The organism is Cellulomonas sp. (assembly GCF_035634735.1).
Lineage (GTDB): Bacteria > Actinomycetota > Actinomycetes > Actinomycetales > Cellulomonadaceae > Cellulomonas.
This window is the reverse complement of record NZ_DASQCJ010000169.1, coordinates 1-17,745: the sequence shown is the minus strand read 5'-3', so window position 1 is coordinate 17,745 and position 17,745 is coordinate 1. Positions and strand designations below refer to the sequence as shown.

Genomic DNA, 17,745 nt, shown 5'->3' with positions numbered 1-17,745 from the left:
TGGGTCCGCCCGGTGCGCGGCGGCGTCGCCGACGACCGCCGGATCACGTTCGAGGCCGCGCCCGGGGAGCACGTGGTGATCACCGGGGCCGAGCCCGTCACCGGCTGGGTGCGCGAGGGCGGCGACGTGTGGCGGGCGGAGATCCCGCACACCCTGTTCGGCGACCTCAACCCGTTCGACGAGCCGGTCGCCGGCGACTGGCTGCACACCAGCCCCGGCGCACCGCTCGCGCACCGCGGCGACGTCTACCTCGCCGGCCGGTCCCTGCACGAGGTGCACGACCGCGCCGCCGTCGACCGCCCCGAGCGCCGCACGCACGTCCGGTACCAGTGGACGGCGCTCGACACCCCGCTGGTCGACCCGGACCGCACCGTCCTCGTCTGGTACGCCGAGGTCGGCGACGACGTCACGACCGTGTGGGCGAACTTCGGCGGCGCGGACCCCACCGCCGAGCTGGTCGAGGTCAACGTCCGCCCGTCGGTGTTCAGCCCCGAGCGCGCCCACGTCGACTACGTCACCGTCCGCGGCTTCGAGCTCGCGCAGGCCGCCACCCCGTGGGCCCCGCCGACCGCCGACCAGCTCGGGCTCGTCGGGCCGCGCTGGGCGAGGGGCTGGGTGATCGAGGACAACCTGATCCGCGACTCGAAGTGCGCGGGCGTCTCCCTGGGCAAGGACGCGGCGAGCGGCGACAACGAGTCGCACGTCCTCGGCGACAAGCCGGGCTACCAGTACCAGCTCGAGGCCGTGTTCACCGCCCTGCACCAGGGCTGGGAGCGCGAGCACGTCGGCTCGCACGTCGTCCGCCGCAACGAGATCCGCGACTGCGGGCAGAACGGCGTCGTCGGCCACCTGGGCTGCGCGTTCTCCACGATCGCGGACAACCACATCCACCACATCGGGACCAAGCACGAGTTCTCCGGGTACGAGGTCGCGGGCATCAAGCTGCACGCCCCCCTGGACGTCACCGTCGAGCACAACCGGGTGCACGACACCACGCTCGGCATCTGGCTGGACTGGCAGGCCCAGGGCGCGCGGGTCACCCGGAACCTGCTGTACCGCAACATCCGGGACCTGTTCGTCGAGGTGTCCCACGGGCCCGCGGTCGTCGACCACAACGTGCTGGCCTCCCCCATCGCGATCGAGCTGCTCAGCCAGGGCACCGCGTTCCTGCACAACCTGGTGCTGGGCGTGCTGCGCGTGCAGCCGGTGCTGGACCGGGCCACGCCGTACCACGTGCCGCACTCCACCCAGGTCGCCGGGTACGCGTTCGTGTACGGCGGCGACGACCGGTACGCCGGCAACCTGTTCGTCGGGGCGCGGCACGGCGTCTACGCGCCCGACGCCCCGATGCTGCTCGCCGACTTCCCGCCGGAGTCGAACGGCACGCACGCCTACGACGGGTCGCCGGGGTCCTGGGCGGAGTACACCGAGCGCATCGGCACCGCCAGCGGCGCCGGCGACCACTCGCGGTTCCACCTGGAGCGGCAGGCGGCGTACCTCTGGTCGAACGCCTACGCCGACGGCGCGCGCCCGGCGGCCCACGAGACCGGCGCCCGGGTCGTCGACGGCCCCGCCGCGGTGCGGGTCGTGGACTCCGGCGCGGAGGTCCACCTGGAGACCGACCTCCCCGCCGGGCTCGCCGCCCCGCTCCTCGACGTGGTGACCGGGGCCGACCTCGGGCACGTGCGGATCGTCGGCGCGGGCTACGAGCACCCCGACGGCACCCCCGTGGTCGCCGACCTCGACCTGGTCGGGCACCGCAAGGAGCCCGGCACCCCCCACCCGCCGGGCCCGCTGGCCCGCCTCGACGACGGCGCCGCGCGCGTCCGGGTCTGGTGATCGCGATGGCGCAGTTCCACGCCCCCGCCGTGACGGCGCTGCACGCCGACGGCACCCTCGACCGCGAGGGGAACCTCGCCGTGTGGGAGCACATCCTGGACGGCGGCGTCGACGGCATCGTGCTCCTCGGCAGCACCGGCGAGTTCTTCTCGCTGCTCCCCGAGCAGAAGCGCGAGCTGATCGACCTGGCCGTCGAGCACGTGCTGCCCCGCGGCGACCTGGTCGTGGGCACCGGGTGCCTGCGGGTCGACGAGACGGTCGAGCTCAGCCGGTACGCCCTGGCCGCCGGCGCCCCCGCGGTGATGGTCGTCAGCCCGTACTACTTCGCGCTCGAGGACGCGGCCGTCGAGGCGTACTTCTCGGCGGTCGCCGGCCAGGTGCCCGGCGACCTCTACCTCTACAACTTCCCCGCGCGCACCGGGTACGACCTGGGCCCTGACGTGACCCGCCGGCTGCTGCGCCGGCACCCGAACATCGTCGGCTACAAGGACACCGTGCTCGAGGTCGGCCACACCCGGCGGCTGCTCACCGAGCTGCTGCCGGAGTTCCCCGACTTCCGGGTGTTCGCCGGGTTCGACGAGAACCTGCACCACGTCGTGACGTCCGGCGGCGCCGGGGCCATCGGCGGGCTGGCGAACCTGTACCCGGAGCACTGCGCCGCGTACGCGCGGGCCGTCGACTCCGGGGACGCGGCGGCCATCGCCGTCGCGCAGCACCGCATCGACGTGCTGATGGGCCTGTACGCGCTGGGCGCCCCGTTCTTCCCGCTGCTCAAGGCCGGCATGGTCGCGCGCGGGGTCGGGCTCGAGCCCCACTCGACGGCCCCGCACCTGCCGCCCACCCCCGAGCAGGCCGACGCGCTCGCCGCGCTCATGGCCGCGGTCGAGGACCTGCCGTGACGGGCTGGGAGCGCCTGCTCGAGCCGCACGACGGGATCTACGCCCTGCGCTCGCACGCCGACGGGCCGTCCGGCCGGCTGCCGCTCACCGCGGAGGGGCTGCGCGGGTCGCCGAGCGGCGACGTGTTCGGCATGACCCAGAACGCCGGCATGGGCTGGCCCCGGGCGAACCTGCTGGGGCCCCAGGTGATGATCGTCTCGACGGCCGGCGGCCTGCGGTCGGAGTCCGGCGAGCCGATCGCGCTCGGCCTGCACTCGGGGCACTTCGAGCTCGTCGACCAGGTGCGCGCCGCGGCCGAGACTGTCGCGGCGGAGGGCGGGCTGCCGTTCGCGACGTTCGTCTCCGACCAGTGCGACGGCCGCTCGCAGGGCACCACCGGCATGTTCGACTCGCTGCCGTACCGGAACGACGCCGCGACCGTCATGCGCCGCCTGATCCGGTCGCTGCCCACGCGGTCCGCGGTCCTGGGCGTCGCCACCTGCGACAAGGGCCTGCCCGCCACGATGATGGCGCTGGCGTCCCAGCACGACCTGCCGACCGTCCTGGTGCCCGGCGGCGTGACCCTGCCGCCCACCCACGGCGAGGACCTGGCGCGGGTCCAGACCATCGGCGCGCGGTTCGCGAACGGCGAGCTCTCGCTGGAGGACGCGGCCGAGGCCGGCTGCCGCGCCTGCGCCTCCCCCGGTGGCGGCTGCCACTTCCTCGGCACCGCCGGCACCAGCCAGGTGGTCGCCGAGGCGCTCGGCCTCGCGCTCCCGCACTCCGCCCTGGCCCCGTCCGGCGAGCCGGTGTGGGCCGAGGTCGCGCGGCAGTCCGCGCTCGCCGTGCTGCGCCAGCGCGAGCTCGGCCTCACCACCCGCGACGTGCTCACCCCCGAGGCGTTCGAGAACGCGATGGCCGTGCACGCCGCGATCGGCGGGTCGACCAACCTGCTGCTGCACCTGCCCGCGATCGCGCACGCCGCAGGCGTGCCGCGGCCGTCCGTCGACGACTGGCTCCGCGTGAACCGCGCCGTGCCCCGCCTCGTCAGCGTCCTGCCCAACGGGCCCGTCCAGCACCCGACCGTCCGGATGTTCCTGGCCGGCGGCGCCCCCGAGGTGATGCTGCACCTGCGGGACCTCGGCGTGCTGCACCTCGACGCGCTCACCGCCACCGGCGAGACGCTCGGCACCGTCCTGGACTGGTGGGCCGGCTCCGAGCGCCGCGCCCGGCTGCGGCAGGTGCTGCGCGACCAGGAGGGCGTCGACCCGGACGACGTGATCATGGCGCCGGCCGCGGCCCACCGTCGGGGGCTCATGCCCACCACCGCGTTCCCCACCGGCAACCTCGCGCCCGAGGGTGCCGTCATCAAGTCCACCGCCATCGACCCGGCCCGCCTGGACGGGGACGTGTTCGAGCACGTCGGCCCCGCCCGCGTGTTCACGTCGGAGGCCGCGGCCATCGCCGCGATCAAGGCCCGCGCGGTCGCCCCCGGGGACGTCATGGTCGTCATGGGCGGCGGCCCGCTCGGCACCGGCATGGAGGAGACCTACCAGGTCACCTCCGCGCTCAAGCACCTCAGCTACGGGCGAGACATCTCGCTGATCACCGACGCCCGGTTCTCCGGCGTCTCCACGGGCGCCTGCCTCGGGCACGTCGGCCCCGAGGCGCTGGCCGGCGGGCCGATCGGGCGGCTCCGGGACGGCGACCTGGTGCGGATCCGGGTCGACGTCGCCGGGCTGGAGGGCAGCGTGGACTACGTCGGCACGGCCGACGCCCCGCTGTCCCCCGCGGAGGGCGCCCGGGTGCTCGCCGCGCGCGAGCCGCACCCCGGGCTGGCGCCGCACCCGCAGCTGCCCGACGACACCCGGCTGTGGGCGGCGCTGCAGGAGGCCAGCGGCGGGACCTGGGGCGGTGCCGTGTACGACGTGGACCGGATCGTCGAGGTGCTGCGGGCGGGGGCGGCGGCGCTGGGCGGCGCGGCCGGTGGGGCCTCGCCCGCCTGAGCGAGCCGCGGGCCCGGGAACGACGAAGCGGGCGAGAGCTTCCGCTCTCGCCCGCTTCCGTGTGTGGAGCTGAGGGGACTCGAACCCCTGACCCCCTGCATGCCATGCAGGTGCGCTACCAGCTGCGCCACAGCCCCGTGATCAGGCCTTCCGGCCTTCTCCCGTCCCGCTGAGCGGGCGTCCTGAACTCTAATCGAACCTGGCGGAAGATGCGAATCGGCTGGTCAGGCCGGATCGCGGACCTCCTCGTCCATGCCCCGGTCGACCCGGTCCGGGCCCGCGTTCCAGTCGGACGACGCGTGCACCGGGCCGACGTTGAGGGCCTCCAGCCGCCACGCCAGGCCGGAGCCGGAGCGGCCGGGCTGGACCTCGGCCCAGTGGGCGTTCGACATGCCGGAGACGCCCTTCCACTCCGCCGGCAGGCCGAGCAGGCCGACCAGGCCGAGCGTGATCGCGGCGCCGTGCGACACGACGACGAGGGTGTCGTCCGGCTCGAGGGCGGCCGCCTGCTCGGCGACCGCCTCGACCATGCGGGCCTGGACCTCGGCGCGGGTCTCGGCGCCGACGCGCTCGGGCTCGCGGCCGGAGCGCCAGGCGGCGTGCTGCTCGGGCCAGCGCTCGGCGATCTCCGCCGAGGTCATGCCCTCCCAGTCGCCGAACGACCGCTCCCGGACCCGGGCGTCGGTGTGCACCGGCAGCCCGGTGCGCGCGGACAGCGCCTCCGCCGTCGACCGCGCGCGGCCCAGGTCGGAGGCGACGACCCGCGTCGGGGAGTACCGGCTCGCGAGCGCGGCGGCGGCCGTCTCGGCCTGCCACACGCCGACCTCGTCGAGCGGGATGTCGGACTGGCCCTGCAGGCGCGCCGCGGCGTTGTGCGCGGTGCGCCCGTGCCGCCAGAGGACGACGCGCCCGGCGGTCACTCGCCCGCCTCGGCGCCCTCGGGGTTGCCGTGCACGTCGGCCGGCAGCTCGATGACGGGGCAGTCCTTCCACAACCGCTCGAGCGCGTAGTACGTGCGGTCCTCGGCGTGCTGCACGTGCACGACGACGTCGCCGAAGTCGATGAGCACCCAGCGGCCCTCGGACTTGCCCTCGCGGCGCAGCGGCTTGGCGCCGAGCTTGTGCAGCGACTCCTCGACGGCGTCGACGATCGCGCCGACCTGCCGCTCGTTGGTGCCGGAGGCGATCAGGAACGCGTCGGTCAGCACGAGCTGCCCGCTGACGTCCAGGGCGATGATCTCCTGGGCCTTGAGGTCGGAAGCGGCGCGTGCGGCCGCCACGGTGAGCTCGATCGCGCGGTCGGTGGCCGACACGGGTCTCCTCGGGGTGGTTCGGGTGGGGCGGGTGGTGCAGGTCAGGGTGCGGGCGCGGCGTCCGGGGCCGCGGCGGCCGCGGCGGGGACGTCCGGTCCCTCGGCGCTCGACGCGGTGTTGGCGACGAAGATGATGAGGAAGCCGAGCACGAACGCGACGACCGCCAGGATGATCCACTGCAGCCAGGTGTACGGCAGGGGCCGGCGCAGCCGCTCGGGCTGCTCGTCGATCTCGTCGATCTCCTCGTCCGCGTGCACGCCGCGCAGCATGTCGCCCGTGGCGTCGGTGATCTCGGCCTCGTCCTCGGGCAGCGGCGCAGGCGCCATCGCGCGCAGCAGGCTCTGCCACTGCGGGACGGGGGCCTCGTCGTCGTCCTCGGCGCCGGCCGGCGGCGCGGCGGCCGGGGCCGCGGCCGACGTGCGCGCGGGACCGGCGTTGGACCGGTCCTGCTTGGCCGGGGCGGCGGGCGCCGGGGTGCTCGGCGCGGCGGCAGCGGCGCTCCCCGCGGTCGCCGACGTGGGCAGCGCGGTGGTGCCGGTGCCCACCGACGCGGCGTCGCCGGCCAGCGGGCGCCACGACGCGCCGGAGGAGGTCCGCGAGGGGGCCGCGGCGCCGGCACGCTGCTGGCCCGGGGCGGCGGGGGCCGCGGCCGGGGCCGACGGGGCGGCGCCGGCGGCGCCCGCGGCCGGCGCGGCGGGCGGCCACGCGCGGCCGGGCGTGCTGCCGGCGCTCCGGCGGGCGGGCTGCGGCTCGGACGCCGGCGTGGCGGAGGAACGGTCGGGCGCGGGCGCCTGGCCCGGGACGGCCGGCGCGGGGCGGGCGGCGCGGCCCGCGGGGGCGGCGCCGGGTGCGGACGCCGGGGCGGCGGGTGCGGTGCCGGACGCGGGACCGGCCGCTGTGCCGGACGCGGTCGCCGGGCGGGCGGCGCCGGTCCGGGCCCACGGCGCGGGCGCGCCGTGGGGCGGGGCGGAGGTGGGGGCGCCGGCGGAGCCGGAGGCGGTGGACGCGCCGCCCGCGGGCACGGCGCCGGTGGCGGACGCGCGGTCGCTGCGCGCCGGGGCCCGGGACGGCGCGGGGGCGGTCCGGGCGGGGTTCGGTGTCGAGAGGGCGGGCGCGGGCGCGGCGGACCCCGGCGCGGCGGACCCCGACGGCGACGCGGCGGACCCGCCCGCGTCCCGCTGGGCCGCGGCCCACAGGTCGGGCACGCGCGGGGCGGCGGCGGGCGCCGACGGGCGCGCGGCCGGGGCGCCGGCGCGAGCGGCGCCAGCGGCGGCCCCAGCGGCAGCGGGGCCCGAGGCGGCGGGGCCGGGGGCGGCACCCGCGGCACCGGCACCCGCGGCGCGGGCACCGGTCGCCCCCGCACCCGGCGCGCCGGCCTGCGGCGCGTCCGAGGTCCGGATCGACCGCCGGGTGCGCGCGGGCTGGTCGGGCTGGAGGCCGGGCACCTGGTACGGCGCGGCGGACCCGTCCGGTCCGACCGCCGACACGGGCTGGTTGCGCAGCGCCCGCCGCGAGGACGGCGACGCGGCGGGGGCGGCGGGCGAGGCGGGCGCACCGGGCGCCGCCGAGGCGGGGCGCACGGGCGCAGCCGGGCTCACGGGCGCGGCGGTACGGCGCGGACCGGCACCCGCGGGGGCCGCACCGGCGCCCGACGGCGTCGCCGCTCCGCCCGCCGCCCGGCCCACGCCGCGCGGCGGGGTCGCCTGCGCGGCCTCGGGCGCGGGCGCGGCAGCCGGCGCGGGCGCGGCAGCCGCCGCGGACGCGCGCTCCTGCTCCGCGAGCCGCGCGGCCTCGCGCTCCCGCAGCTCCCGTCGGGTGAGCGGGCTGCCGGACGAGCTCATCTCGGGGCCTCCTCGGGACCGGGGGCGGAGCGGGTGATCTCGTGGATCACGATTCGCTCCCCCGGTACAGACCGTGCTTCGCGATGTACTGGACGACGCCGTCCGGGACCAGGTACCAGACGGGCTTGCCGCCGCGCGCGCGGTCGCGCACGTCGGTGGACGAGATGGCGAGCGCCGGGATCTCCCACTGGCTCACCCGGTCGGCGGGCAGGCCGTCGGTCGTGAGCGTGTGCCCGGGCCGGGTCACGGCGACGAACTGGGCCCGCTCGAAGAGCTCCGGCGAGTCCTTCCAGGTGAGGATCTGCTCGATGGCGTCGGCGCCGGTGATGAAGTACAGGTCGGCGTCGGGCCGCTCGTGCGCGAGGTCCCGCAGGGTGTCGACGGTGTACGTCAGCCCGGGCCGGTCGATGTCGACGCGGCTGACGGTGAACCGCGGGTTCGACGCCGTCGCGATGACGGTCATGAGGTATCGGTGCTCGGCCGGCGTGACGTCGACGTCCTGCTTGAACGACGGGGCGCCGGTCGGCACGAACACGACCTCGTCCAGGTCGAACCGCGCGGCGACCTCGCTGGCGGCGACGAGGTGGCCGTGGTGGATGGGGTCGAAGGTGCCGCCCATCACGCCCAGCCGGGCTCGTCGCTGCGTCATCGGATGCGGGTCCCCGTCTGCTGGCGGCTCAGTCGTGGCGCGTGCCGACGCTCCGGAAGGCGAAGGTCACGAGCAGCAGGGCGATGAGGACGCCGAAGGCGGTGATGCCGAACACCACGGGCGAGAACGGCAGCTCGGTCGTGTGCTCGGCGGCGGTCTCGGCGACGCGCAGCGCAGCGTTCACGTGGTCCTCCCGGACGGGTCGAAGTGAGGGTCAAGTGTCGCACGTCCGGCGGGTCGCCCGCCGGACGCCGGGTCAGGGCCGCACGTGCCCGTCGCCGTGCACCACCCACTTGGTGGTGGTGAGCTCGCCGAGGCCCATCGGGCCGCGGGCGTGCAGCTTCTGGGTGGAGATGCCGATCTCGGCGCCGAGCCCCAGCTGGCCGCCGTCGGTGAACCGCGTCGAGGCGTTGACCATGACGGCGGCGGAGTCGACCTCGGCGACGAACCGCTCGGAGGCGGCCAGGTCGCGGGTGACGATCGCCTCGGTGTGGCCGGAGCTCCAGGTGCGGATGTGCTCGAGCGCCGCGTCCAGGTCGTCGACGACGCGGACCGCGAGGTCGAGCGACAGGTACTCGGTGGCCCAGTCCTCGTCCGTGGCGGGCACGACCTCGACGCCGGCGGGGGCCGCCGCGGTCGTCGCGGCGTCGCCGTGCACCGTCACGCCGGCCTCGGCCAGCGCGGCGAGCGCGGACGGCAGGAACGCCTCGGCGGCGTCGCGGTGCACCAGCAGCGTCTCGGCGGCGTTGCACACCCCGACGCGCTGGGTCTTGGCGTTGAGCAGGATCGGCAGCGCGACGGCGGGGTCGGCGGTGGCGTCGACGTACACGTGCACGTTGCCCACGCCGGTCTCGATCACCGGCACCGTGGCCTCGCGGACCACCGTCTGGATCAGGCCGGCACCGCCGCGCGGCACCAGCACGTCGACCAGCCCGCGGGCGTGCATGAGCGCCACGCCGCCGGCGCGGCCCCAGGCGTCGACCGACTGCACGAGGTCGGCGGGCAGGCCCTGCGCCTCGAGCGCGGCGCGCAGCACCTCGACGATCACCGCGTTGCTCCGGGCCGCCGCGGACCCGCCGCGCAGCACGACCGCGTTGCCGCTCTTGAGCGTCAGCCCGACCGCGTCGACCGTGACGTTCGGCCGCGCCTCGTAGATCATCCCGACGACGCCCATCGGGACGCGCACCTGGCGCATCCGCAGGCCGTTGGGCAGCGTCGAGCCGCGCACCACCTCGCCGACCGGGTCGGGCAGCGCCGCGACCTCGCGCAGCGCGCCGGCGATCGCCTCGATGCGCGCGGGGGTGAGCGCGAGCCGGTCGAGCAGGCCGTCCGAGATGCCGTCCGCGCGGCCCCGGTCCAGGTCCTCGGCGTTGGCGGCGACGATCGCGTCCGCGTGCGCCACCAGGGCGTCGGCGAGCGCGTGCAGCGCCGCGTCCTTGGTGCCGCGGGTGGCGACGGCCAGGGCGCGGGACGCCGCCTTGGCGCGCCGGGCCACGGCGAGCACCTGGGCGGTGACGTCGTCGGCCGACGGCGCGGCGGGCACGGCGGCGGGCTGGGCCCCGTCCGTGGCCGGGGCGTCGAGCGAGGTGGTCATCGCACCAGCCTAGTCCCGGACGCGCGGCGGGTCGGCGGGCGTCTCAGCGCCCGGCAGCGCGCCCGCCTCAGCGGCGGCGCCGCACCAGCACGAGGTCGTCCCGGTGCACGAGCTCGCGGTCGTACCCCTCCCCCAGCTCCGCCCGGAGCTCGGACGTGCTGCGGCCGAGCAGGTCGGGCGCCTCCTGCGACGAGTAGGCCACCAGCCCGCGCGCCACCACCGTGCCGTCGGCGGCGGCGATCTCGACCGGGTCGCCGGCCTCGAACTCGCCCTGGACGGCCGTCACGCCGGCCGGCAGCAGCGACTTGCCGCGCTCGACGACCGCCGTCACCGCGCCGTCGTCGAGCACGAGCCGCCCGTGGGTGCGCGCGGCGTACGCGAGCCACATCAGCCGGGTCGACGCGCGCTTGCCGGTCGCCGCGAACCAGGTGCCGACGTCCTCGCCGGCCAGCGCCGGGGCGACCTGCGCGGCCGAGGTCAGCACGACCGGCACGCCCGACCCCGTGGCGATCGCCACCGACTCCAGCTTGGTCACCATGCCGCCGGTGCCGACCCGGGACCCGCGCGCGGAGACGTCGATCCCGTCCAGGTCCTTCGGACCGCGCACCTCGGCGATCCGGCGCGACCCCTCGCGGTTCGGCGGACCGGTGTACAGGCCGTCGACGTCCGTCAGCAGCGCCATCGCGTCGGCGTGCACCAGGTGCGACACCAGCGCCGCCAGCCGGTCGTTGTCGCCGAACCGGATCTCGTCCGTGGCGACCGTGTCGTTCTCGTTGACGATCGGCACGATCCCGAGGTCGAGGAGCCGCTCCAGCGCGCGCTGCGCGTTCCGGTACTGGGTCCGGCGCATCGTGTCGTCGGCGGTCAGCAGCACCTGACCGACGCGCAGGCCGTGCTCGTGGAACGCGCGGGTGTAGTGCGCGACCAGCAGCCCCTGCCCCACGGACGCGGCGGCCTGCTGGGTCGCGAGGTCCCGGGGCCGCTGCGCGAGGCCGAGCGGGTCCATGCCGGTGGCGATGGCGCCGGACGACACCAGGACGACCTGGTGCCCGCCGTTCACGCGGGCGGCCAGCACGTCGACCAGCGCCCGCAGCCGGGCCGGGTCGAGCTTGCCGGTGCCGTCCGTCAGCGAGGACGAGCCGACCTTGACCACCACGCGGCGGACCTCGGGCAGCAGGCGGCGGTCGGACAACGCGGCGGCACTCACGGGGAGCATCATCCCCCGCCCGACGCTCCCGGCTCCGCACCGTTCAGCGATCGGACGCGCTCGAACGGGCATCAGGTGTCGCCGATGTGCACGTCCACGATCACCCAGCCGCCCGGCGCGACGGCAACGTCAGCGTCGCCGTGCTCGCCGTCACTCCACGCCCGGATCGTGTACCGACCGCCCCGGAGCCCTCGCCAGGCGAACGAGCCGTCGTCGCTCACGATCTGAGCGATCTCGAGGACCGGGCCCGTCTCGCCGTACGGCCTGAGCTCCACCGTGCACCAGGCGGCACAAGGGTCGCCACCCACGTGCACCACGCCCGAGATCGACGCTGTCTCCGGGTCTGCCGTGCACGCGCCGGTGAGGGCGATCAGCCCGACCGTGCTCAGGGATAGGCTCTGGCGTAGGCGCTGAGCGCCTCGAAGACCGTCGCCGTGATGCGGACGCCCGTGTTCTGCGAGGTGGGCGTCGGGTTCAACGGTCCGGCGACGTGGATGCCGATGGCGCAGTTCCCGCACGATGTTCCCGCTTCCAGCCGCCAGACAGGCGCTCCGCTCTGTCCGCCGTGGGTGTCGATCTGGTAGTGCCAGCGCGCGGCGTCCGCAGCAGTGACCGGTCCGGAGTGCGTCCACATCGTGTACCCAGACGTCGACGAGACCTTGTCGCTCGGGTAGCCGGTCACCGACCAGTTGCCGCTCGGTGCAGTGGAGAGCGACTTGTAGCCGAGATGACCGAGGACGTCTCCTGCGTTGCAGTTGAGGACCAGGATGCCCCAGTCGTGCGGACTTCCGGCCACGCCGTCCCAGCCGACCGGCGCTGCCTGGACGTTGTAGCCGCACCGGGCGTACGCGCTGGACCCGTCCGCTCCGAAGTACACCTCGTAGCCCGAGTACCACGTCCCCTCCCCGTCCGACAGGCAGTGCGCCGCCGTCGCGAGGGTGCGGTTGTCGTACAACCAGCCCGTGCACATGAACCGGTCACCGCCCGGTTTGGCGTACGTGAGGAGGGGCATCTGCACGTACGGGTCGCTGGTCACCTTGGTGATACGCGTCCGGTCATCTGCTCCGATCACGGATCGGGTCCCCGCTTGTCGCTCCTCGGGCGCCAGGGCTCGTGCGACCTCGGGCGGAAGCACGGGGTAGAGCTCGGCCCCGACCAGATCGGCGAGATCACCGGATCCGGTTGTCGCCGGGACCGACGCGGTCGGCCCCGAGTCGCGGCGTGTCGTCGTCGGAACCTCGATGGTCCAGCTCGCGCCGGTGCTGTCCACCATCGTGACGACGTCAGGCGGGGAGCCCCCCGCGGACGCCTGCGCGGCCGGAGGGCCGGGCGTCGAGAGCGTCAGGGCGACGAGCGAGATCGTCAGCGCCACGGATGACAGTCGCATGCATCTGCTCCTTCATCGGAGTTCAGAGACGTATGCGGCTGCGCTCGGTATCATGCCGGGACGCGCCCGTCACGGTCAAGCCCGAACAGGGTCCTTCCGCGGGTTCGTCGGCGGTCACGTGCCCGTACGAGGAGCCTCCCCCACGCTGATCCGACATGCGCCTCGGCCCGAGACCCCCGGACGGACGGACGGGAGTGGAGACGACTGGAGCGTTCTGCCCGACACGCACCGGCGTGTCGGGCAGAACGCTCCACTCCAGAGGCATCGCCCCCGGGGAAACCGAGCGTCAGTCCTCGCGCCAGAGGCCGGCCTCGCGCTCGGTCCACAGCTCGGCGCGCGCCTCCGCCTTGGCGTCCATGCGCTCCTTGTACTGCTCGCGCTTCTGCCCGCGGGTGGGCCGGCTGTGGTCCTCGAGGCGCTGGTCCGACCCGCGGGGCCCCCCGAGCAGCTCCGAGCCGGTGAGCAGGGTCGGCTCCCAGTCGAAGACGACCGCGCTCGGCCCGTCGCCGATGACGACCTCGGCGCCCGCGACCGCGCCGGCCTTGAGCAGCTTCTCCTCGACGCCGAGCCGCGCCAGCCGGTCGGCCAGGTAGCCCACGGCCTCGTCGTTGGCGAAGTCGGTCTGCCGCACCCAGCGCTCGGGCTTGGTGCCGCGGACCTGGAAGTACTCGTGGTCGCCGTCCTGGCGCCGCGCGACCGTGAAGCCGGCCTCGTCGACCGCCTTCGGGCGCAGCACCACGCGGGTCGCCTCGGGGGCCGGCGCGTCGCGGCGGGCCTGCTCGACGACCTCGGCCAGCGCGAACGTCAGCGGGCGCAGGCCCTCGTGGCTCGCGGTGGAGATCTCGAACACCCGCAGGCCGCGCGCCTCCAGGTCCGGCCGGACCAGGTCGGCGAGCTCGCGGGCCTCGGGGACGTCGATCTTGTTGAGCACGACCATGCGCGGGCGCTCGGTCAGCGGCACCCGCCCGCCCTCGATGCCGATGTCCCCCGCGTACGCGGCGAGCTCGGCCTCGATGACGTCGAGGTCGGTCAGCGGGTCCCGGCCCGGCTCGAGGGTGGCGCAGTCGAGGACGTGCACCAGCACGGCGCACCGCTCGACGTGCCGGAGGAACTCGAGGCCGAGGCCCTTGCCCTCGCTCGCGCCCGGGATGAGGCCCGGGACGTCGGCGACGGTGTACCGCGCGTCGCCCGCCTGCACGACGCCGAGGTTCGGGACCAGGGTCGTGAACGGGTAGTCGGCGATCTTCGGCCGGGCGGCGGACATCGCGGCGACCAGCGACGACTTGCCGGCGCTCGGGAAGCCCACGAGCGCGACGTCGGCGATCGTCTTGAGCTCGAGCACGACGTCGCGGGCGTCGCCGGGCTCGCCGAGCAGGGCGAAGCCCGGGGCCTTGCGGCGCGGGGAGGACAGCGCGGCGTTGCCGAGGCCGCCGTGGCCGCCCTCGGCCACCACGAACGTGGCGCCGGCGCCCACCAGGTCGGCCAGCACCTCGCCGTCGGCCGACTTCACGACGGTGCCGTCGGGCACGGGCAGCACCAGGTCCTGGCCGGTCGAGCCCTGGCGGTGGTCGCCCATGCCCTGGGTGCCGGACGGGGCGTGCCGGTGCGGCGCGTGGTGGTAGTCGAGCAGCGTGGTGACCTGGGGGTCGACGACCAGGATCACGCTGCCGCCGTTGCCGCCGTTGCCCCCGTCGGGGCCGGCGAGCGGCTTGAACTTCTCGCGGTGGATGGACGCGCAGCCGTGGCCGCCGTCACCGCCGCTGGCGTGCAGGACGACTCGGTCGACGAACGCGGCCATGTGCGGGGTGGTTCCTTCCTGGACGGACGGAGGGGCGCACCGCGTCGTGCGGTGCGCCCCTCCGGCCAGCGTGCTGGGGTGCGGCGGTGTCAGGCCGCCGTCACGATGTCGATGACCTTGCGGCCACGACGGGTGCCGAACTGCACGGCACCGGCGGTGAGGGCGAACAGCGTGTCGTCGCCGCCACGGCCCACGTTCACACCGGGGTGGAAGTGGGTGCCGCGCTGGCGGACGATGATCTCGCCCGCGTTGACGACCTGGCCGCCGAAGCGCTTGACGCCGAGACGCTGGGCGTTGGAGTCACGACCGTTGCGCGAGGAGCTCGCGCCCTTCTTGTGTGCCATCTCAGGCCTGCTTTCGTGCGGTGCTGTCTACGGGAGGGGTCACGGGCCGGCGGGCCCGCGAGGTCACTTGATGCCGGTGACCTTGAGGCGGGTGAGCGCCTGACGGTGGCCCTGGCGGCGGCGGTAGCCGGTCTTGTTCTTGTACCGCAGGATGTCGATCTTCGGGCCCTTCTCGTCCCGGACGACCTCCGCGGTGACCTTGATCTTGGCGAGCGCCGCGGCGTCCGACGTCACGGCGGTGCCGTCGACGAGGAGGAGCGCGGGCAGCTCGACGGTCTCGCCGGCCGCGGCCGCGAGCCGGTCGACGACGACGACGTCGCCGACGGCGACCTTCTCCTGGCGGCCGCCGGCCTTCACGATCGCGTACACCACGTTGCTGCTCATCTCTGCTCGTCGAACTACAGGTTCAGGGGCGCCCCGCCCTGCTGCCGGTCCCGGCGCGCCACCGCGGTGGCCGCGGAGCTCGGGAGGTCGGCGCCGCTGGGGCGTCACGCACGAACGGTGCCTCTGCGCAGCGACCCGGGGTCAACCGGGCTCACCATCAGAGCGCACCGACGTTCAAGGATACGCAGACCCTCCGAGAGGGTCAAACCGCGTCCCCGCGGCCCCTCGCGCGCGGGCGAGGGGCCGCCGGGGCGGTCAAGACGCGTCGTCCTCGGGGTCGGAGCCGGCCTCGGGCAGCTCGAACAGGCCCGGGTCGACCGGGGTCAGCTCGAGGTGCGGCTCGCCGGCGGCCGGGGCCGAGGCGGTCTGCTCCGGGGCGCGCGCGGCCAGGTCGCCGAGCGCCGCGAGGACGTCAAGGGCGGGCTTCGCGTCGACCGGGGCCTCCGCGGCGGGCTCGGCCGGGGCCGGGGCCGCGGCGGGCGCCTCGGGGGCGGCCTCGGCGGCGGGTGCCGCCGGCTGCTCCCCCGCGTCGCCGTGCGCCGCGTGCTCGCCGTCGTGCGCGTGGGCGTGCGCCGCGGCCGCCGCGATGGTCGCGAGCGTGGCCTTGACCGCGTCCCGCGCCTCCGGCAGCACCGGGACGGCCGGCGTCGCCGCCGGCGCGGGCGCCTGCTCCTTGCCGCCACCGCGCTTGCGGCGCGGCTTCTTGCCCTCGCCGCCGCCCTCGGCCGGCTGCTGGGGCGCGCCCGCCTCCGGCTTGTGGTTGTGCTTCTCGACCGGCTCCGCGTGCACGATGAAGCCGCGGCCGTTGCAGTGCTCGCAGGTCTCCGAGAACGCCTCGACCAGGCCCTGGCCGACCCGCTTGCGGGTCATCTGCACCAGGCCGAGCGAGGTGACCTCGGCCACCTGGTGCTTGGTCCGGTCCCGGCCCAGGCACTCGACGAGGCGACGCAGCACCAGGTCGCGGTTCGACTCGAGGACCATGTCGATGAAGTCGATGACGATGATGCCGCCGATGTCCCGGAGCCGGAGCTGGCGGACGATCTCCTCCGCGGCCTCCAGGTTGTTCCGGGTGACGGTCTCCTCGAGGGTGCCGCCCGCGCCGGTGAACTTCCCGGTGTTGACGTCGACGACCGTCATGGCCTCGGTGCGGTCGATCACCAGGGAGCCGCCCGACGGCAGCCAGACCTTGCGGTCCATACCCTTGGCGAGCTGCTCGTCGACGCGGTGGTCCGCGAACACGTCGCCGGTGCCGGTGTACTTCGACACCTTCTCGGCCAGGTCCGGGGCCAGCTCGCCGATGTAGCCGGAGATCGTCGACCACGCCTCGTCGCCCTGGACGACCAGGGAGGAGAAGTCGTCGTTGAAGATGTCGCGCACCACGCGGATCGCGAGGTCCGGCTCGCCCTGGAGCAGCGCCGGCGCGTTGGCGGTCTTCGCCTTCTTCTCGATCGCCTCCCACTGCGACTGCAGGCGGGCGATGTCGGCGCGCAGCTCCTCCTCCGAGGCCCCCTCGGCGGCCGTGCGCACGATGACGCCGGCGGAGTCGGGGACGACCTCGCGCAGGATCTTCTTCAGGCGGGCGCGCTCGGGCTCCGGCAGCTTGCGGCTGATGCCGGTCATGCCGCCGCCCGGCACGTACACCAGGTACCGGCCGGCCAGGGTGATCTGCGACGTCAGGCGCGCGCCCTTGTGGCCGATCGGGTCCTTGGTGACCTGGACGAGCACGGAGTCGCCGGACTTGAGCGCCTGCTCGATGCGGCGGGGCTGGCCGCCCTCGAGGCCCGCGGCGTCCCAGTTGACCTCGCCGGCGTAGAGCACGGCGTTGCGGCCCTTGCCCACGTCGACGAACGCCGCCTCCATGCTGGGCAGCACGTTCTGCACGCGGCCGAGGTAGACGTTGCCGGCCATCGAGACCTGCGCCTGCCGGGACACGTAGTGCTCGACGAGCACGCCGTCCTCGAGCACGGCGATCTGGGTCTTGCCGTGCGCCTCGCGCACGACCATCGAGCGCTCGACCGACTCGCGGCGGGCCAGGAACTCGGCCTCGGTGATGATCTGGCGGCGGCGGCCCGCGTCGCGGCCCTCGCGGCGGCGCTGGCGCTTGGCCTCCAGGCGGGTCGACCCGCGCAGCGCGGTGACCTCGTCCCCGCCGCGCGACGACGACCGGCGCGACGACGACTGCTGCGGCTCGGCCGCGTCGTCCCCGCCCCCGCGGCCCGAGCGGCGGCGACGACGGCGCCGGCGGCTGCTGCCGCCCTGCTCGTCGCCCTCGGCCTGCTCGTCGCCGTCATCCTCGCGGTCCTCGGCGTCCTCGGCGGGCTCGTCGCCCTCGTCGGACGGCTGGTCGGCGTCGTCCTCGCCCTGCTCGGCGTCGGAGCCACCGCGCGAGCGGCGGCCGCGGCCACCCCGGCGACGGCGGCGGCGCGGGGCGTTCTCGTCGCCCTCGTCCTCGGCGCGCTCGGCGGCGGCCTCCTCGGCCTCCTCGTCGGCCTGGTCCGCGGCGGCG

At 75.6% G+C, this 17,745-nt stretch carries 16 protein-coding genes and 1 tRNA gene; 3 read left to right on the top strand and 14 right to left on the bottom strand.

Features of this window, described 5'->3' with window-relative positions; genetic code table 11:
• From VER05_RS14135 to VER05_RS14125, 3 genes are all read left to right on the top strand, one after another.
• Positions 1–1,839, top strand: a 1,839-nt coding sequence (locus VER05_RS14135) for a right-handed parallel beta-helix repeat-containing protein (RefSeq protein ID WP_324845969.1), incomplete at its 5' end; no start/stop codon positions are given.
• A 5-nt stretch (positions 1,840–1,844) separates the two neighbouring features.
• Positions 1,845–2,738: a dihydrodipicolinate synthase family protein gene (locus VER05_RS14130; protein WP_324845968.1), complete on the top strand. Its 894-nt coding sequence runs from the start codon at positions 1,845–1,847 to the stop codon at positions 2,736–2,738.
• The gene (locus VER05_RS14125) at positions 2,735–4,723 is read left to right on the top strand and encodes a YjhG/YagF family D-xylonate dehydratase (RefSeq protein ID WP_324845967.1); all 1,989 of its coding nucleotides are present in this window, start codon (positions 2,735–2,737) and stop codon (positions 4,721–4,723) included. Before VER05_RS14130 ends, VER05_RS14125 begins: the two co-directional genes overlap by 4 nt.
• Positions 4,724–4,787: 64 nt before the next feature.
• Here the strand turns inward: VER05_RS14125 and VER05_RS14120 are convergent.
• The 14 genes from VER05_RS14120 to VER05_RS14055 all read right to left on the bottom strand — a co-directional run.
• A tRNA-Ala gene (locus VER05_RS14120) sits at positions 4,788–4,860 on the bottom strand.
• Between the two features lie 87 nt (positions 4,861–4,947).
• Positions 4,948–5,643 carry a histidine phosphatase family protein gene (locus VER05_RS14115; RefSeq protein WP_324845966.1) on the bottom strand — a complete coding sequence of 232 codons (696 nt, stop codon included), beginning with the start codon at positions 5,641–5,643 and terminating at the stop codon, positions 4,948–4,950.
• A complete protein-coding gene (gene rsfS / locus VER05_RS14110; protein WP_324845965.1) occupies positions 5,640–6,035 on the bottom strand; it encodes a ribosome silencing factor in 396 nt (131 codons plus the stop codon). Before rsfS ends, VER05_RS14115 begins: the two co-directional genes overlap by 4 nt.
• A gap of 41 nt (positions 6,036–6,076) precedes the next feature.
• The gene (locus VER05_RS14105) at positions 6,077–7,876 is read right to left on the bottom strand and encodes a hypothetical protein (protein ID WP_324845964.1); all 1,800 of its coding nucleotides are present in this window, start codon (positions 7,874–7,876) and stop codon (positions 6,077–6,079) included.
• A 46-nt stretch (positions 7,877–7,922) separates the two neighbouring features.
• A complete protein-coding gene (gene nadD, locus VER05_RS14100; RefSeq protein ID WP_324845963.1) occupies positions 7,923–8,525 on the bottom strand; it encodes a nicotinate-nucleotide adenylyltransferase in 603 nt (200 codons plus the stop codon).
• Positions 8,526–8,553: 28 nt separating this feature from the next.
• Complete coding sequence (locus tag VER05_RS14095; protein WP_166943740.1) at positions 8,554–8,709, bottom strand: hypothetical protein; 156 nt, start codon at positions 8,707–8,709, stop codon at positions 8,554–8,556.
• 72 nt (positions 8,710–8,781) lie between these two features.
• A complete protein-coding gene (locus tag VER05_RS14090) occupies positions 8,782–10,119 on the bottom strand; it encodes a glutamate-5-semialdehyde dehydrogenase (protein ID WP_324845962.1) in 1,338 nt (445 codons plus the stop codon).
• Between the two features lie 67 nt (positions 10,120–10,186).
• Entirely contained in the window at positions 10,187–11,335 is a 1,149-nt protein-coding gene (gene proB / locus VER05_RS14085; protein WP_324845970.1) for a glutamate 5-kinase, read from the bottom strand.
• 62 nt (positions 11,336–11,397) lie between these two features.
• A complete protein-coding gene (locus VER05_RS14080; RefSeq protein WP_324845961.1) occupies positions 11,398–11,643 on the bottom strand; it encodes a hypothetical protein in 246 nt (81 codons plus the stop codon).
• Positions 11,644–11,711: 68 nt separating this feature from the next.
• Entirely contained in the window at positions 11,712–12,698 is a 987-nt protein-coding gene (locus tag VER05_RS14075; protein ID WP_324845960.1) for a trypsin-like serine peptidase, read from the bottom strand.
• A gap of 301 nt (positions 12,699–12,999) precedes the next feature.
• On the bottom strand, positions 13,000–14,511 hold the full coding sequence (obgE, locus tag VER05_RS14070) for a GTPase ObgE (protein WP_324845959.1): 1,512 nt from the start codon (positions 14,509–14,511) through the stop codon (positions 13,000–13,002).
• Between the two features lie 89 nt (positions 14,512–14,600).
• A complete protein-coding gene (gene rpmA / locus VER05_RS14065) occupies positions 14,601–14,855 on the bottom strand; it encodes a 50S ribosomal protein L27 (RefSeq protein ID WP_154730618.1) in 255 nt (84 codons plus the stop codon).
• Positions 14,856–14,918: 63 nt separating this feature from the next.
• Entirely contained in the window at positions 14,919–15,227 is a 309-nt protein-coding gene (gene rplU, locus VER05_RS14060; RefSeq protein ID WP_203670265.1) for a 50S ribosomal protein L21, read from the bottom strand.
• A gap of 267 nt (positions 15,228–15,494) precedes the next feature.
• Positions 15,495–17,745: Rne/Rng family ribonuclease (locus VER05_RS14055; RefSeq protein WP_324845958.1), on the bottom strand; the 2,251-nt coding region annotated here is incomplete at its 5' end.